We start from the raw sequence: 20,985 nt of genomic DNA on the forward strand, positions 1-20,985 counted from the left end.
ATAACTGGTGTTAATTCACTCGCGAATCTGACCGTTTCCGCTAACAATCCAAGTTGTAGTTGTCATTTGCTCAAGCCCCATTGGACCTCTGGCATGCATCTTTTGATTTGAAATTCCAATCTCTGCGCCAAAGCCCATCTGCCCACCATCAGTAAATCTAGTTGAAGCATTAACCATAACTGCAGCACAATCATTTAACGTTGTAAACAGCGAGATAGCATCTTTATCTTCTGCCACTATCGCCTCAGTATGGTTAGTACCATATTTAGAGATGTGCTCAATCGCTGCCATTACATCACTGACTTGTGCCACATTTATTTCTAGCGTGCCGTATTCAGTTGACCAAGATTTCTCAGTTGCTAAGTTAGCTTTAATATTTAATTTATCAGCAATACCTTTACTCTTTGCATCAGCATTAATTGTTACAGCAGATTTGGCTAGGGCATCAAGTGCTAGAGGTAGAAACTTATCTACAATATCTTGATGAACTAACAGAGTCTCAGCAGCGTTGCAAACACTTGGCCGATCACACTTAGAATTAATTAAGATTGCAATCGCTTTATCAAAATCAGCTGATTTATCAACGTAGACATGACAAACTCCAGCGCCAGTTTCAATTGTTGGCACAGTTGCCTCATCAACTACAGATCTAATTAGAGCCGCACTTCCTCTAGGGATAACTAGATCAACTAAGCCACGAGCGGTAAGTAGCGCGGTCGCAGTTGCTCTATCCGTAGATGGGATTAATTGGATGATCTCTTCTGAAATTTTAGTACTTGCAATTGCCTTTTTCATTACTTTAATAAGCACTTCATTACTGTGCGTAGCAGTAGATGAGCCACGAAGTAGAGCTGCATTTCCTGACTTAATTAAAATTACGGCCGCATCAACAGTCACATTAGGGCGGGCTTCATAGACCATACCCACCACACCAAATGGCACAGACTTTTGCTTTAGATTTAAACCATTATCTAAATTTCGTTCAACTAAAACTCGTCCTAGTGGATCAGGTAGTTTTGCAATATCTCTAGCCGCCTGCGCCATCGAAGTTATTCTCTCTTTAGTAAGTAGTAATCGATCTTGCAGTGATTCATTAATGCCAGCTGCTTTTGCAGCTGCCATATCCTGCTGATTTGCGGTTAAAATTAAATCTAAATTTTTCTCAAGTTCATCTGCGATATTAAGCAAAACTTGATTGCGCTGCTCAGTAGTTGAATTAGCAAGCGTGCGGGCAGCTACTCGAGCACGCTTTGCAATCTCTGCAATCATCGAGGTGGCTTCCATGACCTAAGCCTACGGTCAAATAGGCTACGGATGTGCGACGATTATTTAGAGTCCTTAGAAATACCGTAATTTCACTACTTCTCTTATATGCGGCGCTATTTGTGTTCACTAAAGTTATTCACTACCCAGAACCAATTGCTGCGATTAAATTGGGATTAGCACCTGCCTCAAAGACGCCAACACTTATGCCATGGCATGTGATTGATCCAGCCGCAAAGCCAATTGCTATTCCAGTTGCTTCTGAAAAAATGCCTGCCGAAATTATGTATAAAGGAACTTCATTAGCCTTTAATCAATTTTTAAAGCAAACCGATAGCAACGCATTTATTGTTTTCCGAAATGGCGTTATGACATATGAATGGTATAAAGATGGCGTAACTCAAAGTACACAACTTCCTTCATACTCTGTCGCCAAAACTATGACATCAATCATGATTGGGCAATTAATTGCGCAAGGAAAAATTAAAGAAAGTGATAAATTTGTTACCTATTTTCCAGAATTAAAAGCGGGAACTAGTTTTGATCTAGTAACAATTAAGCAATTACTAGATATGCAGGCAGGTGTGGGTGTTAGTGATAATTACCCATCTGGTCCTTCAGGCTGGGGTGTAGCAATTGCGCAGATGTATGCCTCAACTGATGTCGATTGGTTTTTAAAAAATAATCGAAAGATGGCATTTGAGCCGGGATCTAAATCAGAGTATAGAAGTGTAGATACGCAAATGCTTGGCATGATAATTAAAAAAGTGACTGGCAAAAAAGTGGCAGATTACTTTAGCCAAAATGTTTGGCAGCCAGCGGGCGCAAAATATCCTGCTACCTGGAATGTGGATCGAATTGGTGGAACTGAAAAGACTTTCTGTTGCTTTAATGCATCCGGTATTGATTACGCCAGGATTGGTATGTTGTTTTTAAATGGTGGATACGCCGGCCCAAATAAAATCATTGATAAAGCTTGGTTAAATCGCCTAACTACTCCAGTGACAACTTTAGATCGCAATTGGGGATATGGCGCACAAGTTTGGCATCCATATCCAAATACAAGTTTAATGCTAGGACTACATGGCCAATTTGTATTTATCAATCCAGAAAGTAGAACTGTGATTGTTAAGTTAAGTGATAATCCAACTGATTCTGATCATGAAAGTGACACTGCAAAAGCACTACTTGAAATATCTAATCTGAAGAATTAATTAGGCAGGAAGTAAGTTCCAACTGTCTTACCAGCTAATGCATCAGGTAAATCAGATAACTTAGTAAGCAACATTCCAATTCCAGCTGCTGTAACAAGTTTTGCTGCCTCAATTTTTGTCACCATTCCCCCGCTACCAACTCCAGCTGAGCCAATGCCTCCAATAGATTGAGCATCTATTTTTGAGATATCACTGACCTGATGAATTGCTTTTGCACCAGGCTTTGCTGGGTTAGCGTCATATAGACCATCAATATCAGTGACTAATACAAGTAAATCTGCTTTTAGTAAATTTGTAACTAATGCTGCTAAACCATCATTATCGCCAAATTTAATTTCTTCAGTTCCAACAGAGTCATTCTCATTAATAATTGGAACAACACTTAACTTAAGCAAAGAAAGTAGAACTTCTTTAATATTCTCTACATGCTTTGCCTTTGTAATATCATCTAATGTGATTAGAACTTGAGAAGTTGTAATTTTAAATCGATTAAATGATTGGGTATATCTAGCCATAAGTAAGCCTTGCCCAACTGATGCAGCAGCTTGTTGGGAGGTTAGATCTGTAGGGCGCGAGTTAAGTCCAAGGGGTGCAAGACCAGCAGCGATAGCACCGGATGAAACAACTGCTACCTCTTTACCTTCACTCTTAAGTTTTGCTACAACATCAACTAATTTATCAATTGCAGCTGGATCTAAATTGGCGCCAGCTTTACCAGTAAGTGTTGATGAACCAACTTTGATAACAATTCGCTTAGCTGCGCTGATATTAACGGACATCTTCATCCACTCTTGGCGTTTTAGGATTAGCTACATTGTACTCCCACTGCATTTCAATTTCGTCATCACTTAATTGATCAATGTCATCTGTTAATAAATCCATTCGCCATGGTGTGGAAAGACGAAGATCTTCTCCTCTAGGACCAGCTAATAATTCAGCACCTGCTTCAATTGATGGCTCCCAATCAAAGATAACCGCTTCTTCCCCTGAACCAATTCTTACTTCATCTCCAGCTTTAGCACCGTTTTTAAACAACTCTTTTTCTACGCCATATGAAGCAAGACGGTCTGCTAAATAACCAATAGCTTCAGCATTTGCAAAATCAGTTTGCTTAACCCATCGCTCTGGCTTATCACCAATCACATTAAATGTGCCATCTTCATTTGCAATTACAACGAAACCAGCATCATCAACTGCAATTGGCCGTAGCACAATTCTGGCAACCTGCTCCTCTTTTTGAGCTTTTCTAACCTTTTGAATTATCTGCGCCATTGCATAAATTAACTCCTGCATGCCCTCTCGGCTTGCAGCTGAAACTTGAAATACTGGAAAACCACGAGCTTGTAAAGTTTTTTCAACCATATCTGCCATAGCTTTACCATCTGGTAGGTCAATCTTATTTAGCGCAATTATTCTTGGTCGATCAGATAGACCGCCATACTCTTTTAACTCTTCTTCAATTACATCAAAATCTTTAACAGGATCACGATCAGTCTCAAGTGTTGCGCAATCTAGAACATGCACTAACGCAGCACATCTTTCAACATGGCGCAAAAACTCATGACCTAAACCTTTACCTTGACTGGCTCCTGGAATTAAGCCAGGTACATCTGCGGCAGTAAAGCGAGTTTCACCTGCTTGAACAACACCAAGGTTTGGTACCAATGTTGTAAATGGATAATCAGCAATCTTTGGCCGAGCCGCTGACATTGCTGCGATTAATGAAGATTTACCGGCGCTTGGATATCCAACTAAACCAATATCTGCAACGCTTTTTAACTCTAAAAATAATGTGCGAGTATCACCTGGTTCACCTAAGAGTGCAAAACCTGGCGCACGTCTTTTTGAGTTTGCTAGGCCAGCATTACCTAACCCACCTTTACCACCTTGAGCTGCCATAAATCTTGTGCCAAAACCAACTAAATCTGCAATCACATTTCCGTTAACATCTTTAACTACTGTGCCATTTGGAACAGAGAGAATTAAATCCTTGCCTTCAGCTCCATTGTTAAAATCACCAGCACCTTGCTTACCATCTGTTGATTTACGATGTGGTGAGTGGTGAAAATCTAAAAGAGTGGTGGCATCTGGATCAACTACTAATACAACATCTCCGCCTCGCCCGCCGTTTCCACCATCTGGTCCACCTAGTGGTTTAAATTTTTCGCGGTGTACAGATACGCAACCATCTCCGCCTTTACCAGCATCAGCATGCAGAGTTACACGATCAACAAAGGTTGCCATGTGAACTCCTTTCGCTAATTAGAAATCAAATAAAAATGGGCCCGCAGATAGCGGACCCATAATTAAATTCCGCTGGGATTATGAAACCGGAAGAATATTTACTACTCGACGACCGCGTGCGCGACCAAATTCAACTGATCCACCAGATAGAGCAAAGAGTGTGTCATCTTTACCGATTCCAACATTCTTTCCTGGGTGGAAATATGTACCGCGTTGGCGAACTAAAATCTCGCCGCCCTTAACTACCTGACCGGCAAATCTTTTAATGCCAAGGTATTGAGGATTTGAGTCGCGACCATTACGTGTGGAGGAGACACCCTTTTTACTTGCCATCTTCTTTCACCTGCCTTAGTTAGTAGTTACTTGTTAATTCCAGTTATTTTTACGCGAGTAAGTTGTGAACGAAATCCTTGACGACGACGGTAGCCAGTCTTATTTTTGTAACGAAGGATTGCAATCTTTGGTCCCTTTTGTTCAGCTAAAACTTCACCAGTTACCTTAACTGAAGCTAATGCTTTTGGATCAGCAGTTACATCTGCGCCATCTACTAGCAGAACTGCAGGAAAAGTTACCTTTGCGCCAACGGCAGCATCTAAGCGATCAACCACAAGAGTTTCACCAACTGAAACCTTCTCTTGTCGTCCGCCTGCTTTAACAATCGCGTACACCGTGTGCTCCTTCTAGTTATTAACCAAGATCACTTCTTATCAATCTGGCTAGATGGATAAGGGTAGAGATTGATTCGGTTAGGGTCAAATGCGCGGGTTAATTAGTTGAAATAACCCCAGTACTCACAGCCCGGCGACCTTTTCGCCGTCCTGCTGTTACAACTGGTGCCACTTCAACTGTTTCTTCCTTATTATCAGTTGTTTCAATATCTGAGTCTTCATCATCTGAATCCTCATCATTTGAATCATCTGAATCATCATCAGAAACTGCTTTACTAGTTTTTGAATAACGCTGATCTAAATCTTTTTCAAGTGCAACCTTTTTTACTGGTTCACTGTGGATATGAATTCCGCGCCCACCACAACTCTCACATGTAGTTGAGAAAGCCTCAATTAATCCTTGACCTACTCGCTTGCGAGTCATTTGAACAAGACCAAGAGATGTTACTTCAGCAACTTGGTGTTTAGTTCTATCTCTGCCTAAGCACTCAACTAATCTGCGAAGTACTAACTCACGGTTTGATTCCAGAGTCATATCGATAAAGTCGATCACAATAATTCCGCCCATATCGCGCAGGCGAAGCTGGCGAGCAATTTCCTCGGCCGCCTCTAAGTTATTTTTTGTAACCGTCTCTTCTAAGTTGCCGCCCTTACCAATAAATTTACCGGTGTTAACATCGATAACGATCATTGCTTCAGTTCGATCAATCACCAAAGATCCACCTGATGGTAAGTAAACCTTGCGATCAAATGCCTTTGCTAACTGCTCTTCAACTCGGTTCTCTGCAAATATGTCGCGATTACTACTCCATTTTTCAATCTTGCTAGCAAGTTCTGGGGCAATATGACCAATATAGTTTTGAATATCATCCCAAGCTTGATCACCTTGTACCAACATCTTGTTGAAATCCTCATTAAAAATATCTCGGATTACTCGAACAGTTAGATCTGGCTCACCATATAAAAGTGATGGAGCAGAAGTACTTGAATCATTTGCTTTCTTTTCAATATCCTCCCATTGTCCTTTAAGGCGCGCTACATCTCGCTCTAACTCTGCCTCAGGTGCTCCTTCAGCTGCTGTTCTAATAATTACACCAGCTTGTTCTGGAATTAAATTCTTTAAAATACCTTTCAAACGATTACGTTCGTTATCAGGTAATCTGCGAGAAATTCCACTCATGCCACCACCTGGTACATAAACTAAATATCTACCTGGCAGAGAAATCTGGCTAGTTAATCTGGCACCCTTTTGACCAATTGGATCCTTAGTCACCTGAACTAATACAGATTGGCCACTCTTTAGAACATGTTCTATTTTGCGAGGAGCGGTATCTGATAAGCCATGTGCATCCCAATTAACCTCACCGGCATATAAAACTGCGTTACGGCCCTTACCAATATCAACAAATGCTGCTTCCATCGAAGGTAATACGTTTTGTACCTTACCTAGATAGACGTTTCCAACATAGGAAATATTGCTATTACGGTTTACATAATGCTCAACCATGACTTCATCTTCAATAATGGCAATTTGAGTTCGATCAGCAATTTGTCTTACCAACATACTGCGATCAACAGCTTCACGTCTTGCTAGAAACTCTGATTCAGTAATAACGCTGCCACGTTTGCGGGTGAAATCTCGACGCTCACGTCGATCTCCACGATCCCCGCGATCAAATTTGTTGCGATCGCGACGGTTAAAGCTTTTACTTTCAGGGCGAGCTTCTCTAACTCGAACTGGTCTTACCTTAACAACGGTTAGTACGCCATCTTCTTCAATAGTCTCACCAGGTGTTACACCTTCACCACGTGCACGGCGGCGTCGACGTCTTTTATGGGTTACGCCATCACTGACTTCACTTGAATCAGTTGTATCTTGTGAATTATCTTCATCATCTGTTTCAACTTCTTTGCCAGTTCTGCGTCTTCCTCGGCCACCGCGGCGGCGGCGACGACGAAATTCTTCACTCTCGCCCTCACTACTTTTAACCTCAGCAGTTTCAGTGGCTTTGCTAGTTTTAGTTGCAGGCGCGGCCTTACTTGCTTTAGTAACTGGGGCTGCTTGGAATAATGGAACTGGAATTGATCCAGCTTTTTTACTGCTCTTTTTTTCTTCGCCTTCTACCGCTTTTTTGGCAGCGCGCTTACGTGGTGCTTTAGGCTCATCGGCCATATAAATCAAATCCTTCTCAAAAATTTAATTACTGCAGTTTTGCAGTATCTCTTTCAATACTTTTTAATTAATTCCTATTAATTATGCTAAAAATATCGACGCTGTCGCTGCGAAGGCTCTTTATCCTCGCGCGGACTTGCGTGGGATAAGTATCGCAGATCTCTGGCAATCCGCCAACTCACCTTATTTTAAGCGTGTTAACGGCTTCGGGCATGCACATTTTGTAATAAGCCGATTCCAATTAAATTAGCAAACATTGATGATCCGCCATAGGAAAGAAATGGCAATGGCACACCTGTCATCGGCATTAATCCCATTGCCATACCAATATTTTCAAAGCTCTGGAAGATAAACCAAGCTATAACACCAATACAAACTAGCCTGCCAAATAAATCACGGCTTTGCCGGCAGATTATAAATGCTCTAATAAATATCAGTAGATAAAGAAATAAGATTAATGAGCAACCAACAAAACCTAATTCTTCACCAGCTACTGTAAAAATAAAGTCTGTTTGCTGCTCTGGCACAAATCGACCACTAGTTTGTGGTCCTTCAAACAAGCCTTTACCGAAAATACCACCTGAACCAATTGTGATTCTAGATTGGCGAATCTGATAACCAGTTGCTTGTGGATCTGAGGTGGGATCAACAAATGATTGCAAACGAGCAACTTGATAATCAGAGACTGCCCCAGTCTTAACCGCTGTGAAGCCACCAATTACCGCAAGTAATAAAAGTCCAACTACCCAAATAGGCCTAGCACCCGATACACCGATCATTGCCACAACCGCTGCTGAAATAATAAGTACAGTTCCTAAATCAGGCTGCATCACAATTAATAGCACTGGAATGGCTGCAATTGCTAAAGCTTTAATAACATCGAGATCACTTGGATCTTTCTGTGTTTGATCACGATCTGATAGGACCATAGCAATACCAACAATGATGGCAATTTTGGCTAACTCAGCCGGTTGTAATTGAAATCCACCCGGTAGTGAGATCCAGGCACTGGAATTATTAACCTCTTCACCAATACCTGGAATAAACACAGCTACTAAACCAATAACTGAAATTAACCAAAGAATTGGTGCGTAGGCTCGAAGTAATCGATAATCAATTAAAGTGGTGCCGTAGGCAAGAAGTCCACCAATTAAAATATTTAGAATATGCCGCTTTAAGTAGTACTCCGGATCTAAATCATTTGATCTAAACCACTCTCTAGTTGCTGCGTAAACTAATAATGTACCAATAAATAAGAGAGCAGCGACCGCTAGATTAAGTGTTAAATCAAAGCGAGAAAAAGTTGATAGACTTTTACTTCTAAATTTAACTAAACTGCTCACTTTAATTTCACCCCGCCAACCTTTACCCCAGTTAAATCAACCTTACTAGCTGCAATCTTTAGATCAACCTTAGCGATATTAGTTGGAACTCCATTTGGAAAGACCGCCTTACTTGGATCAACTTTATTACCAGTTACACCAAATAAAGTTGAATAAATATCTCTTACTCCCACACCAGATGTTGATGCACCAAATCCACCCTGACTAACCATCATTACAACTGCATATGTTGGATCTTCCGTTGGCCCATAGGAAGCAAACCAAGATGTGTCATCTTTAGCACTACCATTTGGATTTTTACCAAATACCTGAGCAGTTCCTGTCTTTCCACTTACTGCAACTGGAAAACCTGAAAATACGCTACCTGCAGTTCCACGGGTGACAACCATTCGTAGCGCGCGATGAAGAAAATCCCAGGTGCTTTGCTCCTCTTTAATAACATCGGCAACTTCTGGCTTAAACTCTTTAATTACCTTGCCATCAGTATCAACTACTGCCCTAGCAACTTGTGGTTTGTAATAAGTTCCATTATTTGCAATCGCTGCATACATCTGGGCTAATCTAATTGGCGTAACTAAAGTATCTCCTTGCCCGATTGAAAAGTTAACTGCATCACCAGCTCGAACCTTGTTGCCATCAAGGCAATTCTCTCTAGCAATTTCAATTAAATAACGGGTCAAATCCTGCTTCTTAGCCCGTTGCTGATAATTACAATAGAAATCTTTATTTTGCTCAAACCAATTTTGCTTCCAGGTGCGGTTTGGCAAGCGACCACTTAACTCACTTGGTAAATCAATTCCAGTTACTTTACCAACTCCAAAGGCTTTAGCGGCGTTGAAAAAGTAATCATTTGTCTTTGATTTTGGCTTAAGACCGCCATCTCTTACCCATTCATCATAGGCAATTTGATACCAAAGTGAGTCACAAGATATTGCAAGACCAACATCAAGTTTTAACCGGCCAGCTGCAACGCTGTCAAAGTTATTAAATGTGCGATTGCCGATTTCAACTGATGCTGGGCAGTTATATGAACCATCTAGTGGATAGCCAGCGTTTGCTGCTGCAACTACTGAAACTGATTTAAAAGTTGATGCTGGTGCAAATAAACCTTGCAGCGGCCTAGATAAAGCTGGCACACCTTTCACTTCACTAAATAGATCCTCGGCCTGCTTAACTGTTAAACCTTTTTGCCAAATTTCTGGCTCATATGTTGGATAGGAGGCCATAGCAAGTACTCGGCCAGTTTTAATTTCAAGTACTACCGCAGCACCAGAATCTCCCCTATAACCAGATGCCCGTGCGCGTTTAACCGCTGCCTCAAGTGCTCGCTCAACTCCTGACTGTAACTTGGCATCAATATTTGTTACTAAATTATTTCCAGCAATTGCTTGAATATTTTTCGATTCTTTTGTGACAACCTCTTTACGATTAACTAAAAAGGTTCTAACTCCGGGTGTGCCACGTAGATACTCGTTGTATTGAGTTTCAAGACCGGTTTTTCCAACTACCTCACTTCGGTAGTAATTCTTACTAGAATTTTTAAGGTCCTCATCAGTTACAGATCCAACGTAACCTAAAACATGTGAGACATTTTCACCCTCTAATGATGGATAACTTCTAATTGGAATAGATGCTACATTAACGCCAGCAAATTGATCAGAGTTCTCCATAATCTTAAGTGCCACATCTTGGGATGCTCCACCGACTAGTGGAATTGGCTGATATCTAGTGCCATTCCAACATCCGGCTCGATTATTTACAGGTAATTCACCACATAACCTGGTGCGTTGATATATGTCAGCATATTCAAGATTAAATAATGCAGCTGTTCTGCGAAGTACCGTAGCTCCTTTATCAGATTGCTTATCTAATGTACTTCGGTCAATAAAAACCACAAGTCCAGGTAAATCAACTACTAAAGGTGAGCCATTTATATCGCTAATCGCCCCACGAATAGCGGGCGTAACGATATCGCGGCTTTGGATACTAATTGCTGCCTCTTTATATCTACCACTTTCAAGGACTTGTAAATAAAATAATCTTCCAAATAATGCAAAAAGTAATGAAAAAACCAAACTTTGGAAAACAATTAAACTTATCTTAGATCGCTGACTCATACTCGTTCCCGATTAGTCAATAACATCTTTCGCACTTTAAGAATAAGTGGCATAAAGATAGGCGTGATTAAAAATGTCCAAATAAAGTTAGCAAAAATTACTAATAGATTTCGAAGTAATCCACCGTTATTTTGACCTAATAAAACTCCAATTACGACAAAACTGAGCATTGAAACTGATGCAGCTACGCTTACTAAAGAAGCTAAGGCCAGTGGTCGATCAGTAAAATCACCAACTGATTCTCTGTTTACTGAGAATAGATAACCAATAAATGTCATTGCTAAGGCCCACTGACCAAAGGGTGTCTGAGCTGATGGTGATAGATCCATGATTAAGCCACCAATAAATCCGAAAACTAGTGAACCAGTTCTATCCTCTAGCGATAAGACAACCATAAGAGTTGCGATATAAAGTGAAAATCCACCAATCGGAAAGTTTATCCGAGCAATTAAGGTAGTTTGAATTAGGAAAACTAAAAATAGAAATAGTGAGGTGTTAAGTACTCTGATACGGCTCATATTATTCGCTTGGTGAAGGTGTTGGCGTTGGCGTTACATACACAGTTGCCGTAGGCCGTGGTTTAGGTATTAATGAATCCCTTGGATCACCTTTAGCTGCGGCAGTTACAACAGCAACTATGCTAATTTTTTCTAAATTAGTAGCACTTTCCACATCAGCATTTTGAGTAATTGATGAAGCATTGCTAAGCACAGTTACAACAACACCTACTGGTATGCCTGGCACAAATGGTCTATCCCCAGAACTACCCCTTGCAACTAATGCATCACCTACCTTTATTTCACCAGTTGCATCAAGAAGTTGTAGTAAGAAAGATGAGCCGCCCTGACCAGAAACCACACCAATACTCTGCGTGCCTGCAATTCTCACACCCACCTTAAAAGTTGGATCACTCATTAACAAAACAATTGAGCTATTACTTGTTACTGATTTAACTACGCCAACTAAACCACTTTCAGAAATAACCGTCATATTTTTTGTAATACCAGATCGACTGCCAACATCAATTGTTAATGTTTCTTTAAAGGTTGCAGTTGAACCCCGGTTAATAACCCGAGCTGCTACCACTTTATATCCACCACGGCCGGCAAGATCTAATACATTTTTAAGTTGGCTAAGCTGGTTGACCATATCTTCATCTAATATCTGCTTAGCTTTTAATAAATCGATTTGCTTATTTAATTCAGTAATTTTCTTCTTTGATTGACTAAAGTTTCGAACATCACTTGTGAAATTACCGACTGGTGAAAATATTTTAGTGAACAAGTTCTCAACTGGTGAAATAACTGTTGAAACACCATTTCTTATACTGCTAGCTAAATTAACACCACGAAGATCTAGTGTGATTAGAAATAGTGAGGAAACCAGTAATAAAACTAGTAATAGCCGCGAACGATTACCGCCGCTACTAGCCACAAGTAAACTCCCTTATAAATTAACGACGAGGTTCAGAGATTAAAACCTTCTCTAAGGCTTCAAACTCTTCAATACATTTTCCAGAGCCTTCTGCAACTGCTTGCAGAGGTCGCTCTGAAATATGAATTGGCATGCCGGTCTCATGGCGCAGTCTCTCATCTAGGCCGCGCAGTAATGCCCCGCCACCAGTTAAAACAATTCCTCGATCCATAAGATCACTAGCTAATTCAGGTGGAGTCTTATCTAAAGTATTTTTAACTGCATTAACAATTGCGGCAACTGGCTCCTCCAGCGCTTTTCGAATATCTGCAGATGTAACCAAGATTGTTTTAGGTAGTCCAGTTGCAAGATCGCGTCCGCGAATTTCTGCATCTGGCTCACCTGGCAGTGGAAATGCTGATCCAATTGCCATCTTAATCTCTTCAGCTGTTCGCTCACCTAGAAGTAATGAGTATTCACGCTTAACCCAATTAATAATTGATTGATCTAACTCATCTCCGCCAATGCGGATTGAAAGTGCGGCAACTATTCCACCAAGTGAAATTACAGCTACCTCAGTTGTTCCGCCACCAATATCTACAACCATATTTCCAGTTGGCTCATGAATTGGCAGATCCGCACCAATTGCAGCCGCCATTGGCTCTTCAATTATGTAAACCTTACGAGCACCTGCGGCATAGCCAGCATCTTTTACCGCGCGCTGTTCAACGCCAGTAATTCCAGATGGCACACAAACAACAATTCTTGGCTTCGCTAAGTAGCGACGTTTATGAACTTTTTGAATAAAATATTTAAGCATTCGCTCAGTGGTATCAAAATCTGCAATCACACCATCTTTAAGTGGGCGAATAGCAACAATGTTTCCAGGAGTTCTTCCAATCATTCGCTTTGCTTCAAGTCCAACAGCAAGAATCGCGCCAGTATCTTGATTGACTGCAACAACTGATGGCTCATCAAGAACAATTCCGCGCCCGCGCACATAAACCAAAGTGTTAGCTGTGCCTAGATCTACCGCCATATCGCGGCCAATCCATGACATTCGGTTTCTTCCTTTAGCCATCTGTGCCTCTTCCTTTATTATCCTGAGTTAACTTCTAATTTCCGAAAAAAATCTTAATCTCACGTGCTGCAGACTCTGGTGAGTCTGAACCGTGCACAATATTTTGTACAACTTTTGTTCCCATATCCCGTGCTAAGTCACCGCGGATGGTGCCGGCCTCTGCCACAGTTGGATCAGTTGCACCTGCCATTTTTCTAAACCCCTCAATTACTCGCTCACCTTGTGCCACCATTGCCACAATCGGCCCTGATGCCATGAACTCCATAAGTGGTTCATAAAACGGTTTACCTTCATGCTCGGCGTAATGCTTTGCAAGAATTGTTCGGTCTGCAGTTAACATTTTTAAATTAGTAACTACATATCCTTTGCGTTCAATGCGTGCAATAACTTCGCCAACTAAACCGCGTTTAACGCCATCTGGTTTAACCAAAATTAAAGTTTGCTCTGAACTCACTAATCTATTCTACGCATCTTTGGCTAAGGCTGAAAATTGGCTAATTCGGCCCATTCTTATCCCGCTGTGCGATAAGACTCGCCTTTATTGCCTCACCCCTGCGGCCAAGGAGTATTGCGATGATCCAAAGTGTGGCGAAAACTCCGCCCATGTAATACATATGGGGAACAACTAGGCCATATCCAATTAAAAATATTTGCAAAAAACTTCCCAGTAAATACCCACCCTTACGCTTTAAAAGACCAGCATTGAAAATAAAAAGTATTGCCAGCACAGCTCCTAAGATAATTTCATTTACAGATGCATCATCTTTAGCAATTAACAGTGCAAATCCCATAAGTATTGACTCCATAGTTAGGACTGCAACTGCTAAAACTCTCACTTAGACACTCCTTTTAATCTGCTAATAAATCCTCTTGCCATTCCAGCGGTAACTACTGAACCTGTAATTAAAACTGCACCTGGGCCATCACTTACCTGATTTGAAAGGTTTACCTTCTCTATCGCATAGGTAATGGCGCCGCCTAAATCTGAGATGACCTCGATCTGCTCTGGCTTAAAGTATTTTGAGGCAATCTTAGCAAGTTCTGCTGAATCTAAAGCTCTTGGTGAATTACTTTGGGTTGTGATTATGTAATCAACTGCTGTTGATAACTGCTGCAAAATCCCATCCACATCTTTATCAGATAGGACTGCAACAACTGCAACTACCATCTGGAAATCAAATTCAGTGCTGATTGTTTTAGCAATCGCTGCTGCACCATGTGGATTATGGGCTGCATCAATAATTACCGTTGGGTCCTGATAAATAATCTCACATCTACCCGGTGATTTAATCTTGCTAAATGCTTGCCGCACTAACTCCTCATCTAACTTAACGCCAGCAAAGGCTTCAACTGAAGCTAGAGCAAGGCCTGCGTTATTACTTTGATGATCACCATAAAGTGGTAAATAAATATCTTCAACATCAGCGTAAATACCTGCTAATGAAATTAATTGTCCGCCAACTGCCAACGATCGTTTTTTAACACTGAACTCAACACCTTCTCGAAAGGGAATAGCTGAGACTTTTAAGACATTGGCCATTAATACCTTTGCCACTTCACTACTTTGGGCAGCTAAGACCACATTAGATTCTGGTTTAAATATGCCGGCTTTAGTTTGAGCAATTTCAGTCAGGGTATTTCCTAGGTACTCCATATGATCAAAACCAATAGGAGTCATTACTGATACCAAAGAGGATAAAACATTTGTAGCATCCCATTGCCCGCCCATACCAGCCTCAATAACACCAACATCTACCGGGTATTCAGCAAAAGCAACAAAAGCCATTGCAGTTAGTGCTTCAAAGTAGGAAATAGGAAATGGCTGACGTGAATCAATTAAATCTAAATACAAGGCAATGTCATCATAAGTTGTGATCATTTGCTGATCACTTATTGGCTGACCTTTAATACTAATTCGCTCTGTAAAAGACTCTAGGTGCGGTGATGTATATCTACCCACTCGATAACCTAATTCAGTGAGTAATTGATCAATCATTCGAGCAGTTGTTGTTTTTCCATTTGTGCCAGCAATATGAATACTTGGATAAGAGAGCTGTGGTGAACCGAGTGCATCTGTTAAAGCGATAATTCGATCTAAGGTAGGTTCAATCTTACTTTCTGGCCAACGTTTATTTAATTCCTGCTCAATCTCATTTAATCGATTTGGCGGTAGCGAGCTACTCATTTACTTTGGAAGTTTTTCAAGAAGAGCGGTTAATCTTTCAATATCTTCACTCGTTTGAGTAAGGCGCAGCCTGATCTCACTGACTACATCCATTGGCGCCTTCGCCATAAATCCTTCGTTGTCTAATTTAACTTTTGCAGTATCACGATCTTTTTTAGCAGCTTCGAGGTCTTTAGTTAACCTAGATCTTTCAGCAACTAAATCAATGGCACCTGTTAAATCAAACTCAACTATTACTTGACCAATTTGAGTTTTAGCAGTGAAGTTTGCACTCTTATCCTCACACTTAAGGATGTGGCGAAGAGAAGGCTCATAACTAGATAGGCCAACTTTATCTAAACCAGTGAATTTTGCAGAAATCTTGGCAGTGCTCTTAATGCCTTGATCATTTCTAAATCTGCGAACCTCAGTAACGATCTCTTGCATCATATTAACTAGTTCAACTGATCCTTGATCTTGTGAAGATAAATCAGATTTTGGCCAATCTGTGATCATTAGAGATTCTTTGCCAGTTAAATTGCACCAAAGCTCTTCAGTAATAAATGGCATCACTGGATGCATCAGTCTAAGTACCTGATCTAATACTTCACCTAATACCCGCTGACTCTTAGTAGCATCATTACCAGCAAAAGTTGCCTTAGATAACTCTAAATACCAATCACATAAATCATCCCAAGTGAAGTGATAAATTAATTCACAAGCTTTTGCAAATTCAAATTTTTCAAATAATTCATCAGCGCTAGTGATTACTTGATCTAGTCTTGTGAGAATCCAATTATCAATTGCATTTAAATCACTTCGCTTTGCAAGCTCACCTTCTACTGTGGCGCCATTTAGCTTGGCGAATCTGGTGGCATTCCATAATTTAGTAGCAAAGTTTCGAGAGCCAGCAATCCAATCCTCAGCGAGCGCCTGATCAGTTCCCGGGTTAGCTCCTCTTGCTAAGGTAAAGCGAAGTGCATCTGAGCCATATTTATCCATAAACTCAATTGGATCAACAGTATTTCCACGACTCTTACTCATCTTCTTACCAAATTGATCTCTGACTAAGCCATGTAATGCAATTACATTAAAAGGTTGCTTACCATCCATCGCAAATAAACCCATCATCATCATTCGAGCAACCCAGAAAAATAAGATGTCATAACCAGTTACTAGTACGGAAGTTGGATAAAACTTCTTTAAATCATCTGTATCTGCCGGCCAACCTAATGTTGAAAATGGCCAGAGTGCGGATGAAAACCAGGTATCTAATACATCAGGATCTTGGGTGTAACCAGCTGGTGGATTCTCATCCGGTCCACAAACTATAACTTCACCATTTGGACCATAAAAAACTGGGATCCGATGTCCCCACCAAAGTTGGCGAGAGATACACCAGTCATGCATGTTATCTACCCACTCAAAGTATCGGGGCGACATCTCCTCTGGTTCAATTTTTACTCGGCCATCTCTAACCGCATCCGCTGCTGCTTTTGCAAGTGGTGCTACTTTTACAAACCACTGTTTAGAAAGTCTTGGCTCAATTGTGGTGTCACATCTTTGGCAGTGACCAACTGCGTGAACATATGGTCTCTTTTCACTAACAACTCTTCCTAATGTTCTAAGTTCTTCTACAACTGCTTTTCTAGCATCAAATCGATCCATGCCATCAAATTTTGTACCAGTTCCTTCCATTACACCATGCTCATTCATAATGATTACTAACTCAACACCGTGCCTCATTCCCATCTCAAAATCATTTGCATCATGGGCAGCTGTTACCTTCACCGCACCTGTGCCAAAGTCAGGATCTACTAATTCATCCGCAATGATTGGAATCATTCGATCAACAAGGGGTAGTAATACTTTTTTGCCAACTAGGTGCTTATATCGCTCATCATTTGGATTTACCGCAACTGCGCCATCACCTAACATGGTTTCAGCTCTGGTAGTTGCGATCGTAATATTCACATCATCATCACCATATTTAATAGAAACAAACTCACCAGAATCATCTTTATGATCAACTTCAATATCTGAGATTGCTGTTAGACACCTTGGGCACCAGTTAATAATTCGCTCTGCCCTATAAATTAATTCCTTTTCATATAAACGCTTGAATATAGTTAGAACTGCTTTACTTAAATTCGCATCCATTGTGAAGGCTTCGCGGTCCCAATCAACTGAATCTCCTAGCCGTCTCATTTGATCTAATATCGCGCCCCCTGATTCTTCTTTCCATTGCCAAACCTTTTCAATAAAGGCTTCCCGTCCTAAATCATGACGAGTTTTACCAACTGCTGCTAATTGTTTCTCCACCACATTTTGCGTAGCAATACCGGCGTGATCCATGCCTGGCAGCCAAAGTGCTTCAAAACCTTTCATTCGCTTCATTCGTGTTAATAAATCTTGAATTGTGTGATCAAGTGCGTGACCAATATGAAGTGAGCCAGTCACATTTGGTGGCGGAATTACAATTGTAAAAGGTGGTTTTTTAGATTTGCTGTCAGCTTTAAAGTAACCAGCATATTCCCATTTTTTATAAAGCCGATTCTCTATTTCAGCAGGAGTAAAGGTGGCAGCTAACTCTTTATTGCTACCGCTATCTTTATTGCCACTCATAAGGGGTAATCTTAGGCACTTTTTTCTTCAGAACTCTTTTCACCCTTAACCGCACGTTTTGGTCCAGAAGCAGTGCGAGGTACATAAGTTGGCGCCTCTTCTTTGCGCACTACCGCTGGAGTAATTACTACCTTTTCAATATCTTTACGGCTAGGAACTTCATACATCACAGCGAGTAGCGTCTCCTCCATAATTGCTCGAAGTCCTCGAGCTCCAGTTCCTCGCTTAATCGCAAGATCTGCAACTACTTCAAGGGCTTCATTACTGAACTCAAGTTCAACCTCATCTAGATCAAATAATTTCTGATACTGCTTAACTAACGCGTTTTTTGGTTCAGTTAATATCTGCATAAGCGCTTTTTGATCCAAACTTTCAACGCTAGTCATGATTGGTAAGCGACCAATAAACTCTGGAATCATTCCAAATTTAAGTAGATCCTCTGGCATCGCGTCCCCAAAGATATCTGTCTTAACAATGTCATCACTTGTTTGTAGTTTTGCATTAAAGCCAACACCAGCTTTTCCTTTGCGGCTTTCAATAATCTTCTCAAGTCCAGCAAAGGCGCCACCAACAATGAACAAGATATTTGTAGTATCAATTTGCAAGAACTCTTGGTGAGGATGCTTGCGCCCACCTTGTGGTGGCACAGATGCGGTAGTTCCCTCTAATATTTTAAGAAGTGCTTGTTGAACTCCCTCACCTGAAACATCTCTAGTAATTGATGGGTTCTCAGCCTTTCTGGCCACCTTATCAATTTCATCAATATAGATAATTCCAGTCTCAGCTTTTTTCACATCAAAATCTGCTGCTTGAATAAGTTTTAGCAGAATATTTTCAACATCCTCACCAACATAACCAGCCTCCGTTAATGCTGTGGCATCTGCAATTGCAAATGGCACGTTAAGCATTCTGGCAAGTGTTTGGGCAAGTAATGTCTTACCGCATCCAGTTGGTCCTAAAATTAAGATATTACTCTTTGATAACTCAACTGCGTCATCTCTTTTGCTATCTCCTGATTGCACACGCTTGTAGTGGTTATAAACTGCAACAGATAAAGATTTTTTGGCCTGATCTTGACCAATTACATACTGATCTAAAAATTCAAATATCTCTTGTGGCTTTGGTAGCTCAGCTAAACCAAGGGAGGATGTTTCATTAAGTTCATCAATAATGATCTCATTACAAAGATCAATACACTCATCACAAATATAAACGCCAGGACCGGCAATTAACTTCTTAACCTGCTTTTGAGTTTTGCCGCAGAAAGAACACTTAAGTAGGTCACCACTTTCACCAATACGGGTAGTCACCGAAATTACTCCTGTTCGTTAGGGAAGAGAGATAAGGGTAGAACGAAGTAAGTAGTTAGTGCGGTGAAATAAGGCTTAAACCTGTTCGCTTATAGGCGAAATTAACTCTTTGCTTTTGCCTTACGCGTTGCTAGAACTTGATCAATAAGTCCATACTCAACAGCTTCAGCTGAGGTTAAAATTTTATCTCGCTCAATATCTTTAGCAATATCAGCCTGACTCTTCTTAGAATGACGAGCTAACATCTCTTCAAGTAATGTGCGCATGCGCAAAATTTCTTTTGCTTGAATTTCAATATCAGATCCTTGTCCGCCGCCTTCAGAGTATGGCTGATGAATCAAAATGCGTGCATGCTCAAGTGCGTATCTCTTACCAGGGGCGCCCCCTGCAAGTAATACTGCGGCAGCAGAGGCAGCTTGTCCTAAACAAATAGTCATTACATCTGGTCTTACGAATTGCATCGTGTCATAAATTGCAGTTAGCGCTGTGAAAGAACCACCTGGTGAATTGATATAAATCATGATGTCACGATCTGGATCCATTGACTCTAAGGTAAGTAATTGCGCCATTACATCATTTGCAACTGTGTCATCAATTGCTTGGCCTAAGAAAATAATGCGCTCTTCAAATAGTTTTGTGTATGGATCAAGTCTCTTATAGCCATAGCTAGTGCGCTCTTCAATTGTTGGCAGAATATAACGTGAGGTTATTTCATTTATTTTATTCATATCGGCCTTCATCGTGATGTTCCCCCACTACCTGATACCTGACCGGCTGATTTAACAACATGATCAACAAATCCATACTCTTTTGCTTCCACTGCAGTAAACCAGCGATCACGATCTGAATCTTCCGTAATTGTCTCTGCCTTTTGTCCGGTGTGAAATGATATTAAATCAGCCATATTTTTCTTAGTAAAACTCATTTGCTCTGCTTGAATTTTAATATCAGAGGCGGTTCCACCAATTCCACCTGATGGTTGGTGCATCATAATTCGAGCATGTGGCAGTGCATATCTTTTTCCAGCTGTGCCTGAACATAATAAGAATTGACCCATTGAAGCAGCAAGTCCCATTGCAACTGTTGCCACATCATTTTTGATGTATTGCATGGTGTCATAAATTGCCATACCAGCTGAGATTGAACCACCTGGTGAGTTGATATAAAGGTAGATATCTGTTTCTGGATCCTCAGCTGCTAGTAATAACATCTGAGCACAAATTGCATTAGCCATTGAGTCTTCAACGACAGAGCCTAAAAAGATAATTCGCTCTTTAAGTAAACGTTGGTAAACCTGATCATCAAGTCCGCCCATGCCACTAGCGCTAGCACGTGGGGTATTACTTAGTTCCACTTTTATCTCCTTGTTT

19 protein-coding genes are annotated in these 20,985 nt (G+C 40.8%); 1 reads left to right on the top strand and 18 read right to left on the bottom strand.

The genetic code is table 11. The features are described 5' to 3' along the window. Nucleotides 1–15 precede the first annotated feature (15 nt). Nucleotides 16–1,284, bottom strand: coding sequence for a glutamate-5-semialdehyde dehydrogenase (locus tag B1sIIB91_RS04270; protein ID WP_095688374.1), 1,269 nt, complete (start codon nucleotides 1,282–1,284; stop codon nucleotides 16–18). Between the two features lie 32 nt (nucleotides 1,285–1,316). Here B1sIIB91_RS04270 and B1sIIB91_RS04275 point away from each other — a divergent pair, with 32 nt between their 5' ends. Continuing rightward, nucleotides 1,317–2,477: a serine hydrolase domain-containing protein gene (locus B1sIIB91_RS04275; protein WP_095688375.1), complete on the top strand. Its 1,161-nt coding sequence runs from the start codon at nucleotides 1,317–1,319 to the stop codon at nucleotides 2,475–2,477. Here the strand turns inward: B1sIIB91_RS04275 and proB are convergent. From proB to B1sIIB91_RS04360, 17 genes are all read right to left on the bottom strand, one after another. Beyond that, nucleotides 2,474–3,256, bottom strand: a complete 783-nt coding sequence (proB, locus tag B1sIIB91_RS04280) for a glutamate 5-kinase (RefSeq protein WP_095688376.1) — start codon at nucleotides 3,254–3,256, stop codon at nucleotides 2,474–2,476. The genes B1sIIB91_RS04275 and proB overlap by 4 nt on opposite strands. Continuing rightward, nucleotides 3,246–4,721, bottom strand: coding sequence for a GTPase ObgE (gene obgE, locus B1sIIB91_RS04285; RefSeq protein WP_095688377.1), 1,476 nt, complete (start codon nucleotides 4,719–4,721; stop codon nucleotides 3,246–3,248). Before obgE ends, proB begins: the two co-directional genes overlap by 11 nt. 78 nt (nucleotides 4,722–4,799) lie before the next feature. Continuing rightward, nucleotides 4,800–5,054, bottom strand: a complete 255-nt coding sequence (gene rpmA, locus B1sIIB91_RS04290; RefSeq protein ID WP_095688378.1) for a 50S ribosomal protein L27 — start codon at nucleotides 5,052–5,054, stop codon at nucleotides 4,800–4,802. Between the two features lie 26 nt (nucleotides 5,055–5,080). After that, the gene (rplU, locus tag B1sIIB91_RS04295) at nucleotides 5,081–5,389 is read right to left on the bottom strand and encodes a 50S ribosomal protein L21 (protein ID WP_095688379.1); all 309 of its coding nucleotides are present in this window, start codon (nucleotides 5,387–5,389) and stop codon (nucleotides 5,081–5,083) included. 97 nt (nucleotides 5,390–5,486) lie between these two features. Then, entirely contained in the window at nucleotides 5,487–7,562 is a 2,076-nt protein-coding gene (locus B1sIIB91_RS04300) for an Rne/Rng family ribonuclease (RefSeq protein ID WP_095688380.1), read from the bottom strand. A 197-nt stretch (nucleotides 7,563–7,759) separates the two neighbouring features. Next, on the bottom strand, nucleotides 7,760–8,905 hold the full coding sequence (gene rodA, locus B1sIIB91_RS04305; protein ID WP_095688381.1) for a rod shape-determining protein RodA: 1,146 nt from the start codon (nucleotides 8,903–8,905) through the stop codon (nucleotides 7,760–7,762). After that, nucleotides 8,902–11,022 (bottom strand): penicillin-binding protein 2, encoded by a 2,121-nt coding sequence (mrdA, locus tag B1sIIB91_RS04310; RefSeq protein WP_095688382.1) that lies wholly within the window; start codon nucleotides 11,020–11,022, stop codon nucleotides 8,902–8,904. The genes rodA and mrdA overlap by 4 nt, the downstream gene beginning before the upstream one ends. Then, nucleotides 11,019–11,540: a TMEM53 family protein gene (locus tag B1sIIB91_RS04315; RefSeq protein WP_095688383.1), complete on the bottom strand. Its 522-nt coding sequence runs from the start codon at nucleotides 11,538–11,540 to the stop codon at nucleotides 11,019–11,021. Before B1sIIB91_RS04315 ends, mrdA begins: the two co-directional genes overlap by 4 nt. 1 nt (nucleotide 11,541) lies before the next feature. Then, on the bottom strand, nucleotides 11,542–12,456 hold the full coding sequence (gene mreC, locus B1sIIB91_RS04320; protein ID WP_095688384.1) for a rod shape-determining protein MreC: 915 nt from the start codon (nucleotides 12,454–12,456) through the stop codon (nucleotides 11,542–11,544). 19 nt (nucleotides 12,457–12,475) lie between these two features. Further along, nucleotides 12,476–13,516, bottom strand: a complete 1,041-nt coding sequence (locus B1sIIB91_RS04325; RefSeq protein WP_018226800.1) for a rod shape-determining protein — start codon at nucleotides 13,514–13,516, stop codon at nucleotides 12,476–12,478. 34 nt (nucleotides 13,517–13,550) lie between these two features. Continuing rightward, nucleotides 13,551–13,970, bottom strand: a complete 420-nt coding sequence (gene ndk / locus B1sIIB91_RS04330; protein WP_018226799.1) for a nucleoside-diphosphate kinase — start codon at nucleotides 13,968–13,970, stop codon at nucleotides 13,551–13,553. A gap of 40 nt (nucleotides 13,971–14,010) precedes the next feature. Continuing rightward, a complete protein-coding gene (locus tag B1sIIB91_RS04335) occupies nucleotides 14,011–14,352 on the bottom strand; it encodes a DUF4233 domain-containing protein (protein ID WP_095688385.1) in 342 nt (113 codons plus the stop codon). Next, a complete protein-coding gene (locus tag B1sIIB91_RS04340) occupies nucleotides 14,349–15,701 on the bottom strand; it encodes a bifunctional folylpolyglutamate synthase/dihydrofolate synthase (protein WP_095688386.1) in 1,353 nt (450 codons plus the stop codon). Before B1sIIB91_RS04340 ends, B1sIIB91_RS04335 begins: the two co-directional genes overlap by 4 nt. Next, nucleotides 15,702–18,305: a valine--tRNA ligase gene (locus tag B1sIIB91_RS04345; RefSeq protein ID WP_095688387.1), complete on the bottom strand. Its 2,604-nt coding sequence runs from the start codon at nucleotides 18,303–18,305 to the stop codon at nucleotides 15,702–15,704. Nucleotides 18,306–18,316: 11 nt separating this feature from the next. After that, a complete protein-coding gene (gene clpX, locus B1sIIB91_RS04350) occupies nucleotides 18,317–19,615 on the bottom strand; it encodes an ATP-dependent Clp protease ATP-binding subunit ClpX (RefSeq protein WP_095688388.1) in 1,299 nt (432 codons plus the stop codon). 101 nt (nucleotides 19,616–19,716) lie between these two features. Further along, nucleotides 19,717–20,355, bottom strand: a complete 639-nt coding sequence (locus B1sIIB91_RS04355; protein WP_018227245.1) for an ATP-dependent Clp protease proteolytic subunit — start codon at nucleotides 20,353–20,355, stop codon at nucleotides 19,717–19,719. Beyond that, entirely contained in the window at nucleotides 20,352–20,930 is a 579-nt protein-coding gene (locus B1sIIB91_RS04360; RefSeq protein ID WP_190279189.1) for an ATP-dependent Clp protease proteolytic subunit, read from the bottom strand. Before B1sIIB91_RS04360 ends, B1sIIB91_RS04355 begins: the two co-directional genes overlap by 4 nt. Nucleotides 20,931–20,985: the final 55 nt, after the last annotated feature.

Origin of the sequence: Candidatus Nanopelagicus abundans, from assembly GCF_002288305.1 — a bacterium.
In the GTDB taxonomy this organism is placed as follows: domain Bacteria; phylum Actinomycetota; class Actinomycetes; order Nanopelagicales; family Nanopelagicaceae; genus Nanopelagicus; species Nanopelagicus abundans.

Coding starts and splice junctions, on each gene's coding strand:
- B1sIIB91_RS04270 (WP_095688374.1), bottom strand. CDS start 1,284: ATGGAAGCCACCTCGATGATTGCAGAGATTGCAAAGCGTGCTCGAGTA.
- proB (WP_095688376.1), bottom strand. CDS start 3,256: ATGTCCGTTAATATCAGCGCAGCTAAGCGAATTGTTATCAAAGTTGGT.
- obgE (WP_095688377.1), bottom strand. CDS start 4,721: ATGGCAACCTTTGTTGATCGTGTAACTCTGCATGCTGATGCTGGTAAA.
- rpmA (WP_095688378.1), bottom strand. CDS start 5,054: ATGGCAAGTAAAAAGGGTGTCTCCTCCACACGTAATGGTCGCGACTCA.
- B1sIIB91_RS04300 (WP_095688380.1), bottom strand. CDS start 7,562: ATGGCCGATGAGCCTAAAGCACCACGTAAGCGCGCTGCCAAAAAAGCG.
- mrdA (WP_095688382.1), bottom strand. CDS start 11,022: ATGAGTCAGCGATCTAAGATAAGTTTAATTGTTTTCCAAAGTTTGGTT.
- B1sIIB91_RS04315 (WP_095688383.1), bottom strand. CDS start 11,540: ATGAGCCGTATCAGAGTACTTAACACCTCACTATTTCTATTTTTAGTT.
- B1sIIB91_RS04325 (WP_018226800.1), bottom strand. CDS start 13,516: ATGGCTAAAGGAAGAAACCGAATGTCATGGATTGGCCGCGATATGGCG.
- B1sIIB91_RS04340 (WP_095688386.1), bottom strand. CDS start 15,701: ATGAGTAGCTCGCTACCGCCAAATCGATTAAATGAGATTGAGCAGGAA.
- B1sIIB91_RS04345 (WP_095688387.1), bottom strand. CDS start 18,305: ATGAGTGGCAATAAAGATAGCGGTAGCAATAAAGAGTTAGCTGCCACC.
- B1sIIB91_RS04355 (WP_018227245.1), bottom strand. CDS start 20,355: ATGAAGGCCGATATGAATAAAATAAATGAAATAACCTCACGTTATATT.
- B1sIIB91_RS04360 (WP_190279189.1), bottom strand. CDS start 20,930: ATGGGCGGACTTGATGATCAGGTTTACCAACGTTTACTTAAAGAGCGA.